At 39.1% G+C, this 22,581-nt stretch carries 19 protein-coding genes; 10 read left to right on the plus strand and 9 right to left on the minus strand.

Annotated elements, in window-relative coordinates:
• Position 1: 1 nt before the first annotated feature.
• Positions 2-3,469, minus strand: a complete 3,468-nt coding sequence (locus PL8927_RS20900) for a hybrid sensor histidine kinase/response regulator (RefSeq protein ID WP_197047503.1) — start codon at positions 3,467-3,469, stop codon at positions 2-4.
• A gap of 1,192 nt (positions 3,470-4,661) precedes the next feature.
• Here PL8927_RS20900 and PL8927_RS20905 point away from each other — a divergent pair.
• Positions 4,662-4,853: a hypothetical protein gene (locus PL8927_RS20905; RefSeq protein WP_083625373.1), complete on the plus strand. Its 192-nt coding sequence runs from the start codon at positions 4,662-4,664 to the stop codon at positions 4,851-4,853.
• 75 nt (positions 4,854-4,928) lie between these two features.
• On the opposite strand, the gene PL8927_RS20910 is transcribed toward PL8927_RS20905, so the two are convergent.
• Positions 4,929-5,942, minus strand: a complete 1,014-nt coding sequence (locus PL8927_RS20910; protein ID WP_083625374.1) for a DnaJ C-terminal domain-containing protein — start codon at positions 5,940-5,942, stop codon at positions 4,929-4,931.
• 249 nt (positions 5,943-6,191) lie between these two features.
• Between PL8927_RS20910 and ccsB the strand changes: the two genes are divergently transcribed.
• From ccsB to PL8927_RS20930, 4 genes are all read left to right on the plus strand, one after another.
• Positions 6,192-7,223, plus strand: a complete 1,032-nt coding sequence (gene ccsB / locus PL8927_RS20915; protein WP_083625375.1) for a c-type cytochrome biogenesis protein CcsB — start codon at positions 6,192-6,194, stop codon at positions 7,221-7,223.
• A gap of 51 nt (positions 7,224-7,274) precedes the next feature.
• Positions 7,275-7,631 (plus strand): KGK domain-containing protein, encoded by a 357-nt coding sequence (locus tag PL8927_RS20920; RefSeq protein WP_083625376.1) that lies wholly within the window; start codon positions 7,275-7,277, stop codon positions 7,629-7,631.
• Positions 7,632-7,778: 147 nt separating this feature from the next.
• A complete protein-coding gene (locus PL8927_RS20925) occupies positions 7,779-8,198 on the plus strand; it encodes a deaminase domain-containing protein (RefSeq protein ID WP_083625377.1) in 420 nt (139 codons plus the stop codon).
• A 38-nt stretch (positions 8,199-8,236) separates the two neighbouring features.
• Positions 8,237-8,947: a hypothetical protein gene (locus PL8927_RS20930; protein ID WP_083625378.1), complete on the plus strand. Its 711-nt coding sequence runs from the start codon at positions 8,237-8,239 to the stop codon at positions 8,945-8,947.
• Between the two features lie 273 nt (positions 8,948-9,220).
• Here PL8927_RS20930 and PL8927_RS20935 read toward each other — a convergent pair whose 3' ends face one another.
• From PL8927_RS20935 to PL8927_RS20960, 6 genes are all read right to left on the minus strand, one after another.
• Complete coding sequence (locus tag PL8927_RS20935) at positions 9,221-10,162, minus strand: hypothetical protein (RefSeq protein ID WP_083625379.1); 942 nt, start codon at positions 10,160-10,162, stop codon at positions 9,221-9,223.
• A 92-nt stretch (positions 10,163-10,254) separates the two neighbouring features.
• Positions 10,255-10,743: a type II toxin-antitoxin system VapC family toxin gene (locus PL8927_RS20940; protein ID WP_083625380.1), complete on the minus strand. Its 489-nt coding sequence runs from the start codon at positions 10,741-10,743 to the stop codon at positions 10,255-10,257.
• Positions 10,744-10,751: 8 nt separating this feature from the next.
• The gene (locus PL8927_RS20945) at positions 10,752-11,486 is read right to left on the minus strand and encodes a globin family protein (protein ID WP_083625381.1); all 735 of its coding nucleotides are present in this window, start codon (positions 11,484-11,486) and stop codon (positions 10,752-10,754) included.
• Between the two features lie 110 nt (positions 11,487-11,596).
• Complete coding sequence (locus PL8927_RS20950; protein WP_083625382.1) at positions 11,597-12,754, minus strand: NAD-dependent epimerase/dehydratase family protein; 1,158 nt, start codon at positions 12,752-12,754, stop codon at positions 11,597-11,599.
• Positions 12,755-12,812: 58 nt separating this feature from the next.
• Complete coding sequence (locus PL8927_RS20955) at positions 12,813-13,403, minus strand: chromophore lyase CpcT/CpeT (RefSeq protein ID WP_083625383.1); 591 nt, start codon at positions 13,401-13,403, stop codon at positions 12,813-12,815.
• 91 nt (positions 13,404-13,494) lie between these two features.
• Positions 13,495-14,670 carry an esterase-like activity of phytase family protein gene (locus PL8927_RS20960; RefSeq protein WP_231506088.1) on the minus strand — a complete coding sequence of 392 codons (1,176 nt, stop codon included), beginning with the start codon at positions 14,668-14,670 and terminating at the stop codon, positions 13,495-13,497.
• 179 nt (positions 14,671-14,849) lie between these two features.
• Here PL8927_RS20960 and PL8927_RS20965 point away from each other — a divergent pair, with 179 nt between their 5' ends.
• From PL8927_RS20965 to PL8927_RS20980, 4 genes are all read left to right on the plus strand, one after another.
• Complete coding sequence (locus PL8927_RS20965) at positions 14,850-16,175, plus strand: tetratricopeptide repeat protein (protein ID WP_231506089.1); 1,326 nt, start codon at positions 14,850-14,852, stop codon at positions 16,173-16,175.
• A gap of 125 nt (positions 16,176-16,300) precedes the next feature.
• Positions 16,301-19,480 (plus strand): tetratricopeptide repeat protein, encoded by a 3,180-nt coding sequence (locus PL8927_RS20970; protein ID WP_083625384.1) that lies wholly within the window; start codon positions 16,301-16,303, stop codon positions 19,478-19,480.
• Positions 19,481-19,544: 64 nt separating this feature from the next.
• Positions 19,545-19,748 carry a hypothetical protein gene (locus PL8927_RS20975; RefSeq protein ID WP_231506090.1) on the plus strand — a complete coding sequence of 68 codons (204 nt, stop codon included), beginning with the start codon at positions 19,545-19,547 and terminating at the stop codon, positions 19,746-19,748.
• A gap of 127 nt (positions 19,749-19,875) precedes the next feature.
• Positions 19,876-20,193, plus strand: a complete 318-nt coding sequence (locus tag PL8927_RS20980; RefSeq protein WP_083625386.1) for a DUF4926 domain-containing protein — start codon at positions 19,876-19,878, stop codon at positions 20,191-20,193.
• Between the two features lie 228 nt (positions 20,194-20,421).
• Here PL8927_RS20980 and PL8927_RS20985 read toward each other — a convergent pair whose 3' ends face one another.
• Positions 20,422-21,066, minus strand: coding sequence for a GNAT family N-acetyltransferase (locus tag PL8927_RS20985; RefSeq protein ID WP_083625387.1), 645 nt, complete (start codon positions 21,064-21,066; stop codon positions 20,422-20,424).
• Positions 21,067-21,301: 235 nt separating this feature from the next.
• Here PL8927_RS20985 and PL8927_RS20990 point away from each other — a divergent pair, with 235 nt between their 5' ends.
• A complete protein-coding gene (locus tag PL8927_RS20990) occupies positions 21,302-22,483 on the plus strand; it encodes an RtcB family protein (protein ID WP_083625388.1) in 1,182 nt (393 codons plus the stop codon).
• The last annotated feature ends 98 nt before the right edge of the window (positions 22,484-22,581 follow it).

The following is a 22,581-nucleotide window of genomic DNA, read 5'->3' on the forward strand; positions in this document are numbered from 1 at the left end:
ATTATCCGATAATCTCAATTAAATTGGCGATTGTAAATAGTAATTCATGAGCTTCTATCGGTTTCGCTAAATGAGCATGAAACCCGGCGGAGAATGCTGCTTTACGATCTTCGGCTTTAGCATAAGCTGTGAGGGCTAAAGCGGGAATTTTTCCACCTTCTTCTGGGGGTAATAAACGAATTTGACGTAATAATGAATAACCGTCCCCCTGGGGCATTCCAATATCACTGACTAAGATATGAAAAGGGGATGTATTATTAGTTTTTAACGTATTTATTGCTTCTTCTGCACTCCCTACTGTCACCACATCCGCCCCACAATTTTGCAAAATATGAGCAACTAAATCACGAGCATCTACTTCATCATCCACCACTAATATTCGTATTCCCTTTAACTTCAAACAACTCTCCAGCATCAAATTATTTTCACTCAGAAAATCCTCATTATCCTTTAACAAATCCGATGTCATCAGTGGTAACTTAATCGTAAATGTTGCACCCTTTCCTAACCCTGGACTCTCAACACTAACGCTTCCTCCATGCAGTTCCACTAAATGGCGCACAATTGCTAATCCTAATCCTAATCCCCCCTGTTTGCGAGTAATTGAACCATCGGCTTGACGAAAGCGTTCAAACACAAAAGGTAAAAAGTCCGGGCTAATTCCTTGTCCGGTATCACTGACTTGAATTTCTGCATAATTCACCGTCTCAACTTGCTTAATATCGGCTTCTAAAGGTTCTTGATTTAAGGAAAGTTGAGGGTCTGAATTAGAACAGGAATTGTTCTCTTGAGACTTGTCGAGTCGGACTTGAATTTGTCCTTCTTCTGCGCTAAATTTCACCGCATTTGTCAACAGATTCCAAATCACTTGTTGTAAACGGTTGCCATCCCCTAAAACAATCCCAATATTAGGCTGAAGAGAAACATGAATCGTAATATTTTTCGCCTCAGCAGCCGGACGCACGGTGTCAATTGCCGCTTCAATAATAGGAATTAAAGAGGTAGGATTAAGAGTTAAATGCAATTTTCCATTAATAATTCGAGAGACATCTAATAAATCTTCAATCAGTTGAGCTAAAGTTCGGGTATTGCGATTAATAGTTTCTGTGGCTCGATTAAATGTTTCTTCATCTAAATGTTTCGACATTAACAGTTGTGTCCATCCTAACATAGCATTTAAAGGCGTTCGTAATTCATGGGAAAGCGTGGCTAAAAATTCATCTTTGAGGCGGTTAGCTTCTGCTAATTGTTCAGCACGGGTGCGGAGTTGCGCTTCTAATTGTTTGCGATTTGTGATATCTCGTAGGGCTGTAACTTGAACTTCACGCCCTTTATAAACCTGGGGACGACCGATAATTTCTACATAAAAATTTGTCCCATCTTTTTTGAATCCCATAGCTGAATATGGAGCTTGTAAATTATTTGTGATATTGTGTAAAATTAAAGCTTGACTCTCCGGGGTAACAAAATCCAGAAAAGAAGACCCTATCATTTCTCCTAACAAACAATCAAACATAATTGCTGCCCCTTGATTGGCATCCAGAATAATACCATTTTCATGAATAATAATCCCATCAAATGTTGTTTCAATTAACGTTCTAAACCGAGCTTCACTTTCTTGTAATTCTTCTTCGGCGTGTTTGCGTTCGGTAATATCTTCATAGATAAACACCACTTCTCGAATTTGACCAATTTCATCCCGCACCGGGTAAACATAGGCTTGTACCCAGCGTTGAGCATACCCATAAATCGACAATTTGGGGAAGGTTTGATGGGGATCATATAAAATCGGAGGAATGGCAACGGCTTCCCCAGCAAACCCCCGTTGAATATAAGGAATGATCCCTTTTTCAATTAATTGTTGATCCGCTAAAAGATTGTAGTCTTTGATGTCTTCCCCTTTAATTCCCCAGAGGTCTTCCCAGGCTCGATTGACACGCTGAACAAAACCATCTAAGGATAAAATTAAAATACTCAGAGGAGATTGTTCAATCATCGTTCGATATTGTACTTCTGAACGACGTAATAAGGCTTCAGCTTGACGGCTTTCCGTGCGATCAATTGCTACACCTCCAACTAATGGTTGTCCGTAAGCATCCCAAATTGGAAATTGATAAGCTAAAAATTCTCCGATTTTTCCATCTCGTCGAGGAATAGAATCAATTACTTCTAAAACCCGATTTTCTGAAGCCACAATAGAAATTTCCTCTAGGAATTTTGAGGCTAATTTTGGGGGAAACAAATCAAAGACCGTTTTTCCTAAAGCATCCTCTGAAATGTTAAAGGTTTGGGTATAACTTCGACTAAAATACAACATTCGACCTTCGAGATCGCAAATCCAAGCCACCGCCGGACTATAATTCATAAAAGCCTGAAATCGGGCTTCACTTTCTCGCAGGGCTTTTTCTGATTTTCTCAATTCTGTTGCGTTTTTTTCAGCAATGCGTCTGGCTTGAATTTGCGATCGCATTAATCCAAATAAAATCAGACTCACCAAACTCCCTGATAACGCAATATAGGGAGCCATTAGACGTTGAGAATTAAAATCTAATTCAGGACGAGAAGTATATACAATTGTCCAAGTTTGTTCGGCAATTGAGATCATTTTCCGACGTTCAAATCGGGGTTTGAACCCAAAGGAATGATCAGGATTAGAATCATACAGGAGATGAGCCGGAGTAATCGCTAAACCATCATAAATTTCAAAATCAATAAAAGATTCTGAATTGCTTCCAAAAAGCCCTTGCATCAAGTCACCCATCCGAAACGGACTATAAATAAATCCCAATAATTTCTGTCGTCTTTCTATAACAGTTGGGGGAATAGAATTGCCTTGATAAATCGGGAAATAAATTAAAAACCCCGCTTGTTTATTCGCATCAATTTCTTGTCGCAGTGTCACTCGACCCGATGCCGCCGGGAAGCCGCCGTCTCTGGCGCGTTCCATTGCCTTCCGACGCACAGGTTCACTAAACATATCATAACCAATCGCAGCTTGGTTACGTTGATCTAAGGGTTCGAGATAGATAATGGCATGATATTCGGGTCGATTATCATCAGGATGAATCGCAAAGTTAGAGATTCCTTCTGTTTGCATTCGGGCAATTAATTGCTCTTTTTCAGATGCTAGAAACCGAATTGTAAACCCAATTCCTTGAATACCGCGATATTCTTCACGCAGTTGTAAGCGTTCCATGTAGGCGCGAAATTCTTCTCGATCTACATCATTTTGAGCCGCAAATAATCCACTTCCTGCCCGCAGTAAGGCAATATAGGTTTTAACATGATCTCGAATCAGATTTTCCGTGCGTTGAATAGAGGTATCAAATCGCAAGCGATCCTGGGTACGCGCCGTAGATTCAACATAATAAGTGGCGATCGCCGTTAGCAGCAACGTGCTTAACAGCACCAGATAGGGAACAATCTGCCGATTGGGTGATAAGAACCTATAGAGCCATTTACGCTTCATAGAGGCATCATGGAACATCTGTTGATTAGAACTGCTGGTGGACGAGTCATGCTCTGGGTTTTGGGAATGATTGCTGTTGCTGAGAGGATCAGAATGACAACAACCTATTTTTATTGTGATGCAGCCTTGGCTGTCATGTCACAAGAAAAACATGGGAAGGTTGGAAGCCTCGTCTATAAGCGAGCGAGGAGGAAAACCGACTAAGCGCGGTTTTAACCGCCTGAGTTCTTTTAAAATCCATAAGAATAACCATCCTTTTTATGAANTAGGCTGGTCAGCTATCTAAAGTTGGAGGCATGAAGCCCCGTCACAAAGAGAGCGGGGTGCTGACATGAATTTAACAAAAACGGATATTTTCTAACCGGAGCCAGACTCTATTATAGCAGTTTCAATTTCTTTGTTCATTTTGGAATTGAGGGACAAGAAGATCAAGCAGAATTAGGGTTTGTCTCCTTCATGTGGAAAATGAATTGAATCCGTCCATAATTAAAATCAATTCTTGAAGCTTAAGGGCGAAAATGGCGATCGCTATTTTCCAGAAGATAAAGCGCGATCGCTATTTCAAATCAAACTCATAAAACGGCTAAACAGGAATTGAAATATGTTGCAAATCGTAATATTATACCCTAATCAACCATCACCCTAATATTTTTAAGAAAAAGTGTAAGGGCGAGTCGAAGCTCAGATTGATGGGAACTCCGATCTTATATAGTTTCGCCCCTACTTACAAACCCGCTACCACATCTTCCAACAGGGATGCTACCGGATTGAGTCTAAATCAGGCTCCTCTGAGTCACTCAAACGGATTGATTAACCTAGAAAACCCGAATTGAGGCGCGTAGGATACATCTCTCTGCTACTGTGAACCCATTATCGCTATAGGACTCTGGATTTGAAAATCGATAAAGTTAACAAGTTTGAACCGTAAAAATACTGATCCATACTGATTCGATGATTTAATCCCTTAACATACATACTTTGTGCATTTTGTCAATATATATAAGTAGCGATTTTGGGAACAAAAAGCTGAAAATAGACCCAAAATTGTAGCCAATATTTTCGGAATTATGCTTGATTCCTGTTTACAAAAGTTTTCACAACTGTTAATTACTTGTGATTTTCGTCACACAATCTAGAGAGAAGATCAAGTGGAATTGAATAAGAGGTATAAAAGTTTTGGGAGTATAAAACTATGTTTATCAATCTTTCTTGGAGAAGACCTGTTGCTCATCCCCGTCTGGAAAAACCCACCGTAGAAGCTCCGATTCTGACCCAGACTCAAAGCAAAAGCCTAGCAAAAAAAGGACAATTAGTGGCGCGTTGGGTAAAAGATGAAAATTCTCGGCTTTTTTGTCAATGGGTGAATGAGGAATTCCATCTATAAAAATATTCAACAATTTATGCAAGTGCAAAGTACAAACCGATCAGGACACTCATCTCCTGATCGGTTTCAACGTTTTTATAGCTTTATATCTTTTAAGCTACTGCGAGGATTAAACGTGCGACTGGCGCGAATTTTTTCATAATATTCTCGTTCATTAGAACTGAGTTCTTTAGGGGGCACCACCACAATTTTGACTAATTGATCGGTGCGACCTCCTGCTTTGGGTTTTGGCCAGCCTTTCCCCCGCAACCGTAACGACTGTCCTGAACGAATACCGGGCGGAATATTCATCGTCACCATACCATCGGGTGTGGGCACTTCAATCGATGTCCCTAAAACCAATTCATCGGGGGTTACAGGTAGTTCACAGACGAGATTTTCCCCGTCAAATTGAAAGAAAGGATGGGGTTGAATTTCCACTTTCAGATATAAATTCCCCCGTTGTTGGCTGTAGGGATCAAGTTGACCTTGACCTCGAACTCGAATTCGGCTTCCGGGTTTGACTCCGGCTGGAATCGTGACTTCTCCCGTTGCATAGCGTTTTTGAGTCCCATGAAACGCTTCACTGAGGGTGAGGGTAATGATGGCTTCTGTGTCAGCGACGGTAGAGGGATTGCGAGAATTAAATCCAGAGGAAAAATCATTATTGTAGGGACTGCCACCGAATCCCGATGGCCCTCCAGTCTGGGGACGATAGGAATAACTGCGACTGCTACTACTTCCGGGTCTAGCTCCGGCGGCACCCCGACCTAAAAGCGCGTTAATAAATTCATCAAAACTGTTAAATTCAGTAAAATCAAACCCGCTAACGTCGGCATTAGACCCGGCACCACCGGGCCAACCTGTACTTCCGGCTTGGTTCCAATATTGACCAAATTGGTCGTATTTGCGGCGTTTATCGGGGTCGGATAACACCTCATAGGCTTCGTTGACTTCTTTAAAACGCGCCTCAGCTTGTTTATTCCCCGGATTCATGTCCGGGTGATATTTTCGGGCTAGTTTCCGGTAGGCTTTTTTAATATCATCGGCCGTTGCGGTTTTGTCTAGTCCTAAAATGGTGTAGTAGTCTTTATAGTCAGTCGCAGGCATTCGTCCCCTCTCCTCAATGAGCGTGATCCCTAGGCCACTCGTTTTGTGACAGTATGCTTCTTTGTATAGGGTATCAAAGTTAAAAACAGGATTGGGTTCGGTTGTTGCTGATCTGGCGATCGCAATGTCCGAACTCCTATAAATTGACATCTCCAGGGAAACTTCATCCAGGATGGTCACCGAATGGGTAGGATCAGTAAATAGAGTTAAAAAACTCGGTAATTAATACCGTTATCAGGAGAACCGTTTATGAATCTGGTTTTACTCCAGAATGGATTAGATAATATTTCTTTTGCCATTTTGTTTACCACTCTATTGTTGTATTGGGTGGGGGCTGCATTTCCCAATATTCCTTATTTATCGGTATTAGGAACCGCAGGAATGGCGATCGCTAATCTCTGTATTGCCGCATTATTAGGAGCCAGATGGATTGAGGCGGGTTACTTTCCGATTAGTAATTTATATGAATCCCTGTTTTTCCTAACTTGGGGCATTACTACAATTCATCTAATTGCTGAACAAATGAGTCGTAGCCGCTTAGTTGGGGTTGTCACCTCTCCGGTAGCAATGGGAATTGTCGCATTTGCCGCCTTAAAATTACCGCCTCAAATGCGGGTTGCTGAACCTCTAGTCCCGGCGTTAAAGTCTAATTGGTTGATGATGCACGTCAGCGTCATGATGTTGAGTTATGCAACCTTAATGGTGGGTTCTCTGTTAGCGATTACCTTCTTAATTTTGACACGAGGGCAGGAAGTAGAATTGAGTGGTAGTTCTCTGGGAACTCGGATTTCTCGAAATCATCAAAAACCCGTTACTGATTTAATCAATTATTCTCAAGAAACCGTTGCGGAGTCTAGCCCCAAAGGGTTCATAACCAATGGTAATGGCACAACAGCCGTGTTAGAGTTTGTCAAAACCACAGACAATCTTCAATCTGCTACACTCCTTTCCCCCCAGCGATTAACTTTAGTGGAAACTATTGACAATATCAGTTATCGGATTATTGGATTAGGATTTCCGCTTTTAACCATTGGTATTATTGCCGGGGCAGTTTGGGCAAATGAAGCTTGGGGTTCCTATTGGAGTTGGGACCCTAAAGAAACTTGGGCATTAATTACTTGGTTAGTTTTCGCAGCCTATTTACACGCCCGAATTACTCGCGGTTGGCAAGGTCGAAAACCTGCTATTTTAGCGACGACAGGATTCGTTGTGGTTTGGGTGTGCTATTTAGGAGTTAATCTATTAGGAAAAGGATTACATTCCTACGGTTGGTTTTTCTAAATGAATTTGAGGGTATTCCCTCGTGCAGCAGACAATTTACAGGACATAAACATGAGCGATTCCAGCTATATTCTCAGTGATGATGATGTGATTAATACCAGTGAAAGTGCATTGATGTTTCAATGTACATTTAAAGCCAGTGAGTTCTTGTCGATTATGGAATCTAAATTAGAGGAGGAGAATTTATTTAAAGAAGGGATCGAGTGTCAACTTTTGCGTCCGGGTCAATCTTGGCAAACTGGAAAGTTTCGGATTTGTTTAGAATTTTGCCCCGATGAAGCCGAAGTAGAATCAAAAGGAGGCGTTCCCACTTCTGAATATACTTCTCCCACGGTTCCCTCTGACTCTAATTCTGATCTTCCACCTTTTATTAACCGACCCACAAAGAGTGTGGGAATGTGGAGTTAATCATTAGTCGGAAATTCAACAAATTTTATTAATGTTCAAAGTTCAAAGTTCAAAGGATTGAATTTTGAATTTTGAACATTTTTTTAGGAAGTTCAGAAAAGAAAGTTGATATAATGATTAGATAATTGCTCAAAATAGTGATTAAGTGTGTGTATTGAGGAACGTCTCAGGTTAGATGCTCAATCGATTCGAGAACAATATCTCAACAAAAGGGTTCGTAAAGGCAATGTTGCCGTGATAGAGGTACATCTTATAAATGGCATATCTTTTGGGGTGGGAGCAACTTCTCGAACAAAAAGCCCCATTCCTAAACCTAAACCTAAATCAGAGGGAGGTCAATTTGATCCCATTATTCATGAGGGTTATTTGAGGGATCACGATGCTGAATATAAAGCCCTTTCAGCAGTAGCCGATACCTTGGAAATGTTTGATAATGATCAAGTTGAAGGCAAACTATATTTATACACAGAAAGAATTCCCTGTAGAAGTTGTTGGGGCGTGATTGATCAATTTAAGGAGAAGTTTCCCCAGATTGAAATTGAAACATTGTGGGACTTTCCGAATTAATCTTAATCTATACTGAATCTAACGAGGAAAAATAAACCATGACACAACTATCTTATCAGCATCCAGAGTTTAAACAATCTAAAACTACAAAAATTCCTGATGTTTTGCAAAATGCTATTAATGAAGTGTGGCAAAAACAGTATAAAGAACTGGATGAAGAAAATGCCGATCCCAATAATAATTTAGAAACTGACGTTCAGAAAATTCTGACTGTTTTAGACAGTGATGAAGATCTTTTAGGTTATTGTCGTTATATTTGGATGGGAATTATTTTAGGTTTTGCCACTAAGCCTACAGTCACAGCTTACTTACCCAACGATCTCAGACCTTCATTAATTTTGAAAATAATTAAAGGATTTTTTTTTAGAGAACAAGCCAAACAATTATCTCACAAATTCAACTCTGTTATTCCTGAAAATTTAGAATATTCTCAAACAATTTCACAGCTTTGTGAGCAGTTATTTCCTCATAAATTTGAAGGATCACAGGCACTTGATGAAGCCTTAGATGTGTTTTGGAATCTACTCAGATTGATGGATTATAATCTAGCAGAGGAAGCCCTTTTAGAAAGTTTAGATGATTGTTTTGACGGCTATGCAATTTTTCCCGGTTCACAACACAGACGAGATTTATTTAACTGGTGGCTTTTAGATGTAGTTCCGGCGACATGGTGTTTAAAATTACCTAAAAAAATCTACACTATCAAGGGATTAAAAAAGTTTACCTCAGATCAATTTTTTGAAATCTAAAATAGTAGTAAGCCCTTCAGGGCTTAGAGGCGTGAACAGATCAATTTTTTGAAATCTAAAATAGTAGTAAGCCCTTCAGGGCTTAGAGGCGTGAACGCCTCACTACAAGATGTTTATAACGGTATGCGATCGCTAAAATCCTAATAAAACCACAGGTCATAATATTAGGATTTTGAATAGTATTTTTCAATCCTTTACAAATTTATTAATTAATAATCATTGATTTGGCTAAACGACTTTGAGAAGTTTCTGAAGCCACAATATTTAGATTACTCAGGTTATAATTAAAAGGATTAAAATAAACAATCCAATTCCTCCTAATAAAATTACACCAGCCACAATAATAATTAACTTACGAATTTCTTTTTCCTGTTTCTGTTTTAACTTAGCTTCCTGTTGCTGACGTTTGAGTTCGGCTTTCTGTTGACGTTGTAATTCAGATTCTTGCTGACGTGTTAACTTAACTTCGCGTTTTTGTTGTAATTCTTCCTGTTTCTGACGTTTGAGTTCATCTTTTTGTTGGTGTTTGAGTTCAGTTTTCTGTCGGCGTTTGAGTTTGGCTTCCTGTTGATGCTGTAATTCAATGTGGTGATTTTGAATTAATTCCTCATACTGTTCATTTAAGCGAAGGCGATAAGTTTGCAAATTATCAAAAATCGAATTAATATTAATTTCAGATTGAACATTTAAAGGATTAGCAGAGGTTAAATTAAGAGATTGTTCAAACTGCATTAAAGCGTCAATTAACCGACTCCAATCATATTTTTCTATAAATTCTGTACTATCGTTCTCATCTGTCCAGTTCTTTAATTCAATTAAAATAATATCGACTAAATAGCGGAGAGCATTTTTAATCACGGGATATTGTTGAGAATCAAAGTAATATTCTAGTAACTCAACAAAATTCAATAACAACCCGCTATCAATAGCAATCTGATTCATCAAATCTAGGCGTTTAGCATATAGAATTTTCTCTTTTTTTACAGTATCTTGATTAGCAGCCAATAAAGGCAAATGATCAATTCCAGAAAAAATCGAATGATTTCTTTTTTCGTCGTTAATTTTAGTGTTTATAGTTTTTAACTCTGGTTTAATCTCTTGTATAAATTGCAAAAAATTAGAAGAATCAAGTTCAGAACTGCCAAGAGATAACTGTATTTTTTCTACAATATTGATTAGCTGATTTTTTAAGCTTAAGACTTTGGCAACATCCATTATTATACCTCCTGGCTAGTCGGATTAATTCTTATAGAACTGTAATCTAACATATTATTGAAGTTAAAGACAAGTGAGTCTGGATGCTGGCATTAACTTAATTCACCGTTAGTTAGAATATTAGGCCACTCATAAATAGATATTCCATGATTAGGAAATCGAGATAAATCTTTTAAGTCAGTCGTGACAATAATCACTTGTTCAAAAAAATCTTTTTGTCCAATAGCTTGAGCAACCAGAATAGCATCTCCATCTAAACTCTTTGGATGCGATCCACCTTTTCCTTGCTTCCGTATTTCTGCCCACAATTGAGCAGCTTTTAACATGGTTTTTCGCTCTAAAGGTATTAGGAGATTCTGTAACAAATCTAAGCGGTCAATGCTTTTATTGAGGTTTTCTAAAAGTAGATTTCGACGAAGTTCATAATCTATTATTTCTGGAATTCGCAACTCAAAATCATTCTGATTGAGATATTCCAACCATTCTCTAATTTCTACATGATACTCACGTTTTTCGTGCTTATATTTAGGATGAACTATAGTTCCTAAAGGCCCAGAATCTAATAGTATAACTTTACTCATTCAATTTTTTATAAAGATAAGGAATTAGATTTTAGAGCCTGTTCTACTAAAGGATATACTTCTTGATCATAGCCCGATTCATCTCTTGTCCATTCCGCAAAGATATTAATTAAATCATCTAAAGATCCTTTTTTATTAGCAACTTTTGATAGATGATTTGAGGAAGTGGTTTCAATCTTAGATACTTCTGTTGTATTTTCCAGTGATAGTTGAGCATCTGAAAAAGTTTCTCGGTTTTCATTACTAGACAATTTTGTAATAAAATAATCGAGATAAAATGCTATTTCTTGACTGGCTTGAGTCCCCAGTTCATTACTTACAAAACTAATAGTAACTTTTTTCAGGAGTTGAATAGCATTAATAGTTTGATCAATAGACAGATTAATAGATTTGTAGGTTTCCTCTCTCAGACCGTTGAGAACCCGATCATCTAAAATAGAAGTATCACCTTCTAGCATTGCATACATAGAATAACGCAAAAAATACTCTAAATCGTGCTGAAAAGCTTCGATTCTCTGAATTCTATACTGATTATCCTCACTAGGGATAGTATTTTCAGACAAAGAATAATCTCTCAAAACTTCATTGATAATTTGATCTGCGTTTTTAGCAATAAATCCAGCAACATGAACTCTCAGGCTGTTTGTATGAAGGTCATCTTCGATCTTTTCAATAGCCCACTTATCAATATACGTTCCTTGGCTTTCAGCTTCCCTAATAATTTCTTTAATATTTTCTATCATTGTATTTTCCCCAATAGGTGTTTTTGATAGAACTAGCTATTGCATTATAACAAAATCAAAGGCTTACTGTAGAGAACCTAACCTTTCTCTACAGTAAACATGATCCTAAATTAACCCGGATTACGCCATAAGACTTTAGGCATAATTTGGGTATTATCAACCCGTTCCTTATACTTAATGGCGAAATTCAACAGCGAATCTAACAACGAATCCGATAGGAAATGGGGTTGTAATCCTAAATCCAATAGATTTGTATTTTTAGCGTTGAAATAATGGTCTTCTAATTCAACACGGGGATTAGGAATATTCTCCACTTCCACATCTAATCCTAAAGCAATACCTGCTTTTTTAACCATCATGGCTAAGTCACCGACGCTATGTAATTCGGTAAACTGATTAAACACGCGGAATTGTCCAGAATCTGCCGGATTTTCTAATGCTAATTCAATACAGCGTACCGTATCCCGAATATCTAAAAAGGCTCTAGTTTGTCCACCTTTTCCATACACTGTTAACGGATGACCAATGGCGGCTTGAATACAGAAACGGTTTAAAGCCGTTCCGAACACGCCATCATAGTCGAGACGGTTAATTAACAGTTCATCCATCCCGGTTTCTTCTGTCAACACCCCATAAACAACGCCTTGGTTTAAATCCGTTGCTCGTAGACCCCAAATTTTACAAGCAAAATGAATATTATGGCTGTCATGTACCTTGCTGAGATGATAGAAACTACCCGGTTGTTTAGGATAGGGTAAAGTATCTTTACGGCCGTTATGTTCGATGGTAATATATCCTTCCTCAATATCAATATTGGGGGTTCCATATTCTCCCATCGTTCCTAATTTCACTAAATGACAATCGGGGAAATGTTCCCGCATTGCATACAATAAATTTAGGTTGCCAATCACGTTGTTGGCTTGGGTGAGAACAGCGTGTTCTCTATCAATCATTGAAAAGGGTGCAGAACGTTGTTCTCCGAAGTGAATAATAGCTTGCGGTTCAAACTTTAGTAAACTTTTGATCAGGAAATCGTAGTTATTGATATCCCCAATAAACAGGTCAATAGACTTACCTGTTAAATCTTTCCAACGTTGAATCCGTTGCTGAATTGGTGTAATTGGGGTTAACGTATCAATACACAGTTGTTGATCCCAGTGACGTCGAACTAAACTATCCAGAATCCCGACTTCATAACCACGGTTGGACAAATACAACGCTGTGGCCCAACCGCAGTAGCCATCACCGCCAATAACCAGGACTTTCATAAATACACTTGTTGAATCTTGATATGCCAATACTGGGTAAATTTATCAGGAAAGGGGATCAAATTTTTACCTCGTCCGCAAAACTTCTCCAGCGCACGAATTCAAATGGCCCCGCTAAGGCTCCCCACAGTTGTTCATCGGTTTCGGGGTCGTGTCCCCGGTCGTGACTAATAAAATGGTGTTCATCAATTTCAAATTCACTCGCCAGATAGCTGACTTTTCCTTTGCGTTCCACCATACATCCTTTACCCGGTTCGACTTCACCTTTAAAACTATGTCCTGTCCAATGGGTAATAAAAGAACATTTTTCTGTTTTTTTCAAACGCTCTTTTGTTAACCCTTGAAGTCTTTCCGGTTCACGGGATGCGCCATAAAATTCCTGTTCGTTTTCGATCACATAATTCTCGATTTCAATATGATTTTCTACCGGAACTAATTTCAACACCCGCACCCGATAGGGTTGTTTTAAGTTAATATCATAGGCCTGTTCCAAATACAAGCTCACCCCATCTAATAATGTTACAGGCAAAGGACGCATACAAACCCGAATATGGGCAAAAAAAGGCGGGTTTTCAAAGGCTTGCGCTTGGTTGCTGAAGTCCGCCGCCATTAATTTCCCTAATGAGACAATATCAGTGGAATGGGTCATGATTAATCAACGGTTATCAATTTCGTTTTTTAGGATACAACGGAATCAGGAATCAGGAAAGAAAATTTAGAAAGTGTTGCATATCCTCGGTTTAATGTCCGACTCTCAAACTCAATAATAAAAACTCAGTGGTATTTTTATCATCCTCACTCATTAATACTAAACTTTGACTTCCATCGGGTAAACGAGATCCTAATGTCATTCCGCTTAACTGTTGTAAAGGAATTCCTAAATCTTGTAAATCAAGTAATAATTTTTTCCGCACAGGTTGTACTTTGATTCCGTTTCCTTTTAAACTCTTAATGCGGGAAGTATCCGTTGCATCTCCGGTGAATAATTGATAAATTTTACCCGTATTTTCTGATTGTTCTAAACTCAGTAAGGTTCCCCCTTGACCTGCGGTAATATCAACTAATTTTTGAGAGGTTTCATCTAAAAGGTATAACATTTCTGAAACCAAAAAAGAGGCTCGATCTGCTATTACATAATGCAATAATCTTAATTTAGTGGCATTTTCTGGATCTCGATCTTGAATTAACGGTTTTTCGGTGACTGTAAATAACCGAAACGGATCTCGACCATCGGGACTAAAGCCATCGGGAGAAATTGTTAACGCTTTAAAACCAAATTTGGGTTCGACTCCTTGAGTTTGTTCGGATTCATTAAATTTGGGAACATAAAAGGAGGAAAGGGGAACGGTATTTTTTAATTGTCCTGTTTTTAAATCGTATTCAGCAATGAAGGGAGGAGTGTTAACATTTTCTAAATTTTCCGCAGCAATAAAGACTGAATGACGCGGAGAAAATGCAATACTTTCAGGATAAACTTGATTGGCTAATAGCGGTTGCTCTTGTTTGTCCTTGAGAACCGTTAATCCCTCTAGGGTAATATCTTTTAAATTAATAGATTCCGAAGTCTCTAAGTTAAAGTTAAGGGTGTAAAATTTTGCTGGAGACTCTGCTATTGCTACATCGGATAACCCATAAAATTGAATTCCGCCATCCGTTGAGGTTCCATACCCCGGAACTTGATAAGTTAGAGATGACAACTGACTAACAGGTTGATCTTCTGATAAAATTGGTTTTGAGAGTTCATATTTCCCTAAAAAATTTAAGGATAAATCAACAAACATTCGATCTTCTGCGGACACTTGCGGAATAGAACAAGCGGTTAAAAACACAAGACTACAGAATAAAATAGTCAGACCTCTAAAAAAGCGATATTGCATTCGCAACTCTAGGCGATCGCATCTTTTCCAAACTCTCAACTTTCTCGGCTCCTTAATGCTTATCCTATCATTATCCCATATTAATCCCCTATTTCTGCACCGATTTTTAGCCTTTCTAGGCAAATTTGACAACGAAAGACTGATCGGACTATTTACAAAAGGTTGAAAATTGTTATAAAATGAATCTATTATATTTTAAATCCTACACTGTTGATTTTATGATGAATCGAAAAAAACTTACTATTCAGACGATAAACTCTATTTTAATAGCTGTTTTTACAATTTTATATGGTTTAGGAAGTACCGGAGTTGCGATCGCGGAAAAGAAAAAAGAAACTGAACCCGAAAAACCCCTACTTGATGATTTTTCCCCTAACCCTTTATTCAGTAAAGAACCCGATCCTTTACTTCCTTCTCCTCCCCCAGAAGGTCAAGTTTTAGGTCAAAGTCAACAAGAAATATTAGAACCGGAATTAGTCAAACTGAATGCAGAAGCAACCGCATTATTAGCCGCCCAAAATATTCCAGGTGCGTTTGAATTATGGAATCGAGAGTTAAGAATTCGTCGTTATTTTGGATTATCTCAAGAAATTGCTGCTTTAAATCGAGTCGGCTTAATTGCTTGGAATAATAGTCAACGACTCTATATAAAATTTATCACTGAACGTTTGGATCAAATATTAAAAAAACTGCAAACTGAAAAGAATAACAGTTTAGAATTATGGCAATCTTTGGGATTAACTTTTAAGAATGTTCGGGCTAAAAATCAGGCTTTAATCGTTTATCAAACTTTATTAGAAACGGCTAACAAAAGTCAAGATATTTTAGCCGAGGAACAATATTTTAATGAAATTGCTCAAATTTATATGAATTGGTTAGATTATCCCAACGCCGCAGAAACCTATGAGAATCTGTTAGAATTACAGCAGGAAATCCGCACAATACGAGGGGATGCGCTACCACCTCAACCCCAACCTGCTACCCCGGAAAATCCCAACCCAACACCGCCAGCGAGTGAAGTGCGATCGCTGCAACAATTAGCGTTTATTTATGAACAAATTGGAGAATATTTAAAGGCGATTTCTGTTAGAGAAAGATTAGCCGGATATTATGCAAATCAACCTAATTTATTTCCCATTCCCGAAATTAAATTAGCCATTGGGGGGAATTATGAAAAATTAGGACAGTTTGAGCAAGCTGGATTAACCTATCAAGAAGCCTACAGTATTGCAACTTCTATTCAACAGTTTGATAACGCCAGTGAAGCATTAGGAAGACTCGGTAAACTCTATCGATCTCAAGATCAAATTAAAACCGCTTTAGATATTTATCAAGCTCAAGTTTTAGTCAATCAACAGACTAATAATTATTATGGCATGATGACTGCTTATGATCAAATTGGAGATATTTATTTATCTCAAAAAGCTTATCAATCTGCGATCGCAGCCTTCCAACAAGGATTAGGATTAGCACAACAGTTAAAATATCGAGAGGATTATTTTGTTAAAAAAATTGATATTGTTAATCGTCAAATGAATCGGTGAATTTTAGTAGAATTTGGCATCAGGTACACCCAATACTGTTTACACTTGAATAAAAACTCCTCTCCCCCTTCTCTTCTGTTCCCTATTGCCAATTCCCCTATCCTATAATTAAATCAATCTAGCTCATGGGTGAGAACGTGGGAATTCTCGATTTAGTTAGTCAACGCAATGTACGTCTGTTAACAACCTTTGTGGCAATTGTAGCTGGGGGTGTTGCTTGTCCTCTGATTCCCGCTTTACAAGGAATTGGCCTACTGCAATGCGTTAGTGACATTGGTACAGGACTTGCTGGGAACCTATTTGCAGGTGATCTCGGAGCTATTGTCAACAGTCTGGGACAAGAGGATATTCTCTCTAACAACGACCTCACCAAAGCCGTCGGATTAGCTGTTGGGTTATTATTAGAGTCCGTCGCCACCTCTGAACAATATCGCAGTTTCCAGAAACCTTTAAAAAAATTAGCCAAAGCCGCGCCGAAAAAGTGGCTGGAATTGGCAGAAGCCAACCGCAATGGCGAAATTAATATTATTGATCCGATTCAAGAGGAAGAATTAGTTAACCTTTTTTCTCAAACCCATAATGACTTTTTTAACCAACAGCCTTTAACTCCCGCAGACTGGGAAAGTCTATTAAAAGATTGGTTATGTCCTGAAGTCGGAATCACCTTACCAGAGGAGGTCATCACCGGAGTTGCCCAAATCTTAGCCGAGAAATTCCCTAAAGCCTTACGCGAAGTCTTAAAACAAGATGCTGAACAGGGGGGGAAAGCCTTTGGGGGGTTAATGTTATCCCTATTGGGGCAAATTTTAGCCACCTTGCGAGATCAGCCCCAACAAACAGCTAATTTAGAACCGATTCAAGCGGGTTTAGCGGAGATTAAAAACTTACAGAAGGATCATACAGAACAGTTTAAACAGTTGGGAACTGAGATGGAATCGGGGTTTGATGCCGTCTTACAACAGTTGGGAATAACTCAGGCACAAATTCAAGGGTTAACACAAACCGTAGAACAGGGTTTTGAGAGGATTATCGGCTTCTTGGAGCGAGACCAATCGAAAATTCAAGCGATTTCCTTTAGTCTAAATACCACACCCCCGGCGGTGAACTATTGGCAAGGGCGAGAACGAGATTTAGCGATTGTTAACGGTTGGTTAGACGATGAAAATAATAAACTAGGTGTGATTGTGGCGATCGCTGGGATGGGAAAATCAACCCTGGCGGCAAAAGTCTTTAACGATAGAACCGATTTTGTTGATAAATTGTGGCTAGATTTAGGGCAACGTCCCCTATTTTCGATTGTCGCCCAGGGGATTTTAACTCAGTTGGGAAAACTGTCTCCAGACCAGTTAAAAGAAATTGAAGAAACTCGTTTAACCGAGGTTTTAATCCATTGTCTGCAACAACAACGGTTTTTACTGGTCTTAGATAATCTGGAATCCGTGCTTCAGGATGAAGGTTATCAGAATTTTTTGCAACACTGGCTAGGGAAATGTCATCAGACAGAAATTCTGGTGACGACCCAAGTTGTGCCGAATTTGGTACAGGATAAACCCACAGAATTAGCCCTACAGGGACTTTCAGCAACGGAAGGAAGACAATTACTTCAAAATTTAGACATTGGAGGGACAGAGGCGGAATTGGAGGCTTTTGTGGCTAAGGTGAATGGCCATCCTCTGACCTTGCGACTGGTGGCGGGGTTACTGAATGGGGAAATCGGCGAAGGGGCGACTATTGGGGATTTAGCTGCGTTAGGAATAGCCGATATTGGGGAGTTGATGGGGCGGTTACAGGGATTCCACCGTGAGGAGGCGGTGCAGTTGGTGGCCGTGTTGGATGCCAGTTTTAACCGTTTGTCGGAGAAGTTACAACGGGTGTTGTTGTCTTTAGTGGTGTTGCGTTGGGGGTTTGATGCGGTGACGGCGACGGCTATTTCTGGGGAAACGGTGACGGAGAAGGAATTGCGGGAGTTAGGGAAACGGGGATTTTTGGCGTCGGAAACCAGGGGAATTTATACATTTCTGCCCTTGATTTTGGAGTATCTCAAGTATCGGGTGGGGGATTTAAGGGGAACGCATCAGAAGGCAATTCAATTTTATCAAAGTCGGTTTAAATCCCGTGACCAGTGGCGGACGGTGGAGGATGTGCGGGAATATTTGGAGGTGTTTTATCATTGGTGCGAGTTGGGGGAATATGAAACGGCGTTTGATGTAATTCAGGATGAAAGTTATAGCGATAATTGCATTGCTAACTTCCTCAACTTACGCGGTAACAACCAACTCCTGGCTGAACTCTATCAGGAATTGGTCGAACATCTCACCGATAAGCAAGACTGGCAATATATGGCCTCTTTAACTTCGTTAGGCAATGCTTACAATTATCTAGGACGCTACGAAGAAGCCATATCCTTTTACCAGCAATCACTAGAAATTGCACGAAAGATTGGGAATAGACAGGGGGAAGCTTCTTCTTTAAACGGTTTAGGCAATGCTTACAATTCACTAGGACGCTACGAAGAAGCGATATCCTATCACCAGCAATCTCTGGAAATTTGCCGAGAGATTGGAAATAGAGGAGGGGTAGCTGCTTCTTTATACAATTTAGGCAATGCTTACAATTCACTAGGACGCTACGAAGAAGCGATATCCTATTGCCAGCAATCTCTGGAAATTTACCAAGAGATTGGGAATAGACGGGGGGTAGCTGGTTCTTTACTCGGTTTAGGCAATGCTTACAATTCACTAGGACGCTACGAAGAAGCGATATCCTATTGCCAGCAATCTCTGGAAATTTACCGAGAGATTGGGAATAGAGGGGGGGTAGCTATTTCTTTAAACAATTTAGGCACTGCTTACGATTCCCTAGTACGCTACGAAGAAGCGATATCCTATCACCAGCAATCTCTGGAAATTTACCGAGAGATTGGGAATAGAGGGGGGGTAGCTGATTCTTTAAACGGTTTAGGAAAAGTCTATGATGGTTTAGAAGACTATCAACAAGCTCTTTCTTTGTATCATGATGCCTTGACTATTGCAACAGAAATCAAAAGTCCTCAATACCAAGCCGAAATCTGGTTTAACTTTGGTAAAACCCTAACTAAACTTAACCGCATTCCCGACGCCATAGGTGCGTACCGTAATGCTCGCCAATTCTATCAACAAATGCAACTCGATCACAAAATCCAAGAATGCGATCGCGCCCTTGAGCAACTCGAAACCCCACCCATTCCGCCATCCCCGACCCGGTGGCAAAAAATTCGTCGCTGGTTTAGTCAAATCAAGCAATTTTTCCGCCAGTTATTCTCCTAGTTTTAACCCCATATTTCGGTTAACATCAACCCCCAAATTTAATCTATGTTTTAAGGAAAATAAAATGGACTCACCGACTCAACGAAACATGATCATAACTTACACAAAAGTTAATCAAAAACAACAAAAAAACGACTTCACCTATTGGCAAAAACAACCCTATTTAGAACGCCTTGCAGCCCTAGAACAAATTCGTCAAGACTATCATCAATGGAAATATCATGCTGAACCAAGACTTCAAAGAATTTATAGAATTATTAAACAATAATGATCCCCCCTAACCCCCCTTGAAAAGGGGGGGACAAGATTCAAAGTCCCCCTTTTTAAGGGGGATTTAGGGGGATCTAATCTTGAAGGTAATCAGGGATTTTTGGCGGTCGTTGACACAATTGATAATGAAAAAACAATATCCTCTATTTTCCCAAGTCGCCCTAACAGAAGATTTACCCGAATATCACCTCAAACAAGGAGATATTGCCACTATTGTTGAGTATTATCCAATGGATAATCAAGAAGATGGGTATAGTTTAGAAGGGTTTGATGTCCCGCATATTACCATTGAAGTTGCCACCTCCCAAATTATTCCAGTTAGTCAGTATTCGAGGGAAGAAGCAATTTTAGACAAGTTACATCAGCTATCCCAAACCAGACAGCAACAACTTGAAGAATACCTAGAATTTCTATTACATAAAGAAAAAGAGGATCAAGGTTAAGAAATTCCTAAAAAAAGCAGATATTGTTATAGCTTTTCAATTATAATTGATTACAGACTTATTTCTTTGTGTCCTTGTGTCTTGGTGGTAATAATAATCCCAACCACAAAGACACAAAGGTTTTTAAGTTCCTTGACTTAACCAAGCGATCGCAATAACCTCATCGGCGAATCACTATCCTGTTGTTTTCCCCGTTGTACTTCTGCTCTTCGTGTCTTTGTGGTTCCCTCAAATTAAAGCAATATCATCCTGAATATCCTCAACCCAATTAAAAATAGGATCATTAGAATCACGGTGATAGACTTCTATATATAACTCTCGAATTAACTGTTTAACAACGGTTTTTTCGAGCTTTTCTGAATTTGTATCAGAAATCAGCATTAATATCATTTCTGTAGTTTTAGTTCCATCTAAAGCAGGTAAAATATAAATAATATCTTGTAATATTTTTGCACCCAACCTTTGATAAAATTGAACTCTGCGCTGCTTTAATTCTCGATTTTCGCCAAAATGAGGATGTTCAACTTCTAAAATCAACGATTTAGACTCTCTTTTCTCTAAATCTATTAGATATTTTAAAAATTGAGAGCCGATTTTAATATTCCTTAAATGGGGAACTGTTGCTAAATAAGCTAATAGAATAAAATCAGAACTGGGAAGGGGATATAAAATTGACATTAGGGCAAATTCTTGTTGATAATAACCGCCCCATAATTGAGCTTTTTGAGATTGAATTGCTTCCCGTATCCAATTGACCGGGACTCTTTCTGGAGACGGAAATGTTTGTTCATAAAGTGCGATCGCAACTTCAAAATCAGGGTGATCAAGATGCTGAATTTGCTTAAATTCAATTTGAGAATGAGTTGGGGACATAGGATATTTAGGTTTAACTTAATTAGGGGGCGGGTTTATAAAAGTTATTGGTGGGAAACAAAAATTATTACAGAACCCGCCCCTACAATCTGATTCATCTTGTAACCCAAACTAGAAACCCGGTTTCTAGTTCACTCAACTTAACCCTATCATAAATCTGCACACCTCTTGACAATGTAGTATAAATGTAATATTATTGACATAGATGTATATTTAGAACCCCTATAAAACCTTTATGCCTTACGAAACTTTAAATCTTTCTACCCCTAAACCAGTCCTATCTTGGGCGAATCACGATTTAGGTTCAGCAGAAACCAAAATGGCGAAAAACGTCGCTTCTTTGCCCTTTGTGTTTAAACACGTTGCTTTAATGCCCGATGTTCATTTAGGAAAAGGGGCATTAGTTGGTTCTGTAATTGCGACAAAAGAAGCCATTATTCCGGCGGCTGTGGGGGTTGATGTGGGTTGTGGGATGTGTGCGCTCAAATTACCGTTTACTACCGAACAAGTAGAGGGAAAACTCAAAAAAATTCGCCAAGAAATTGAAGCCGCTATTCCAGTGGGATTTAATGACAATAAACATATTGAAAAAGCCGTCACCAACTGGCAAGGATGGCAAGAATTTAAAGACCTGCATTCTAAGGTTCAAAACTTAGAATCAAAAGCAATTAAACAAATGGGTTCTTTAGGAGGCGGTAATCATTTTATTGAACTGTGTTTAGATGAAGAAAACAACGTTTGGTTAATGTTACATTCCGGTTCTCGACATATTGGCAATATGTTAGCCCAGAACCATATTGATACCGCAAAAAACCTAGCAAAATTAGCAGAACTTAAACTTCCTGACCCTGATTTAGCTTATTTTGTATCAGGAACTCCCGAATTTGCAGCCTATTGGAATGATTTACAATGGGCGCAACATTACGCTCGATTTAATCGAGATATTATGATGGCACGGTTTAAACGAATTGTGGAAACAGCCGTTGCGGGAGGTAAACCCACGAAAGCTTTATTAGAGGTAAATTGTCATCATAATTATTCTGAAAAAGAACTGCATTTTGGCGAGGAAGTTTATGTCACTCGCAAAGGTGCTGTCCGCGCAACAGAACAAGATTATGGGATTATTCCGGGTTCAATGGGGGCAAAATCTTTTATTGTTAAAGGCAAGGGAAATCATGATAGTTACTGTAGCTGTTCGCACGGGGCGGGGCGGTTAATGTCTCGAACTAAAGCTAAAAAAACCTTTACTTTAGATGATTTAGTTCAACAAACCCAAGGGGTTGAATGTCGCAAGGATACAGGCGTGATTGATGAAATTCCGGGTGCTTATAAATCCATTGATGAAGTCATGAAACAACAATCCGATTTAGTTGAAGTTGTGGCGACTTTGAAACAAATTCTCTGTGTCAAAGGCTAAAAATTCCGTAGGGGCTTGTGCCCCTTCTCGCCCTCTACTTAATAGTAAAAAGGCGATCGCATTGAAGAGAAGAGGGGCGGGTTTAGTCAGATTATTGC

It is taken from the genome of Planktothrix serta PCC 8927, from assembly GCF_900010725.2.
Classification (GTDB): domain Bacteria; phylum Cyanobacteriota; class Cyanobacteriia; order Cyanobacteriales; family Microcoleaceae; genus Planktothrix; species Planktothrix serta.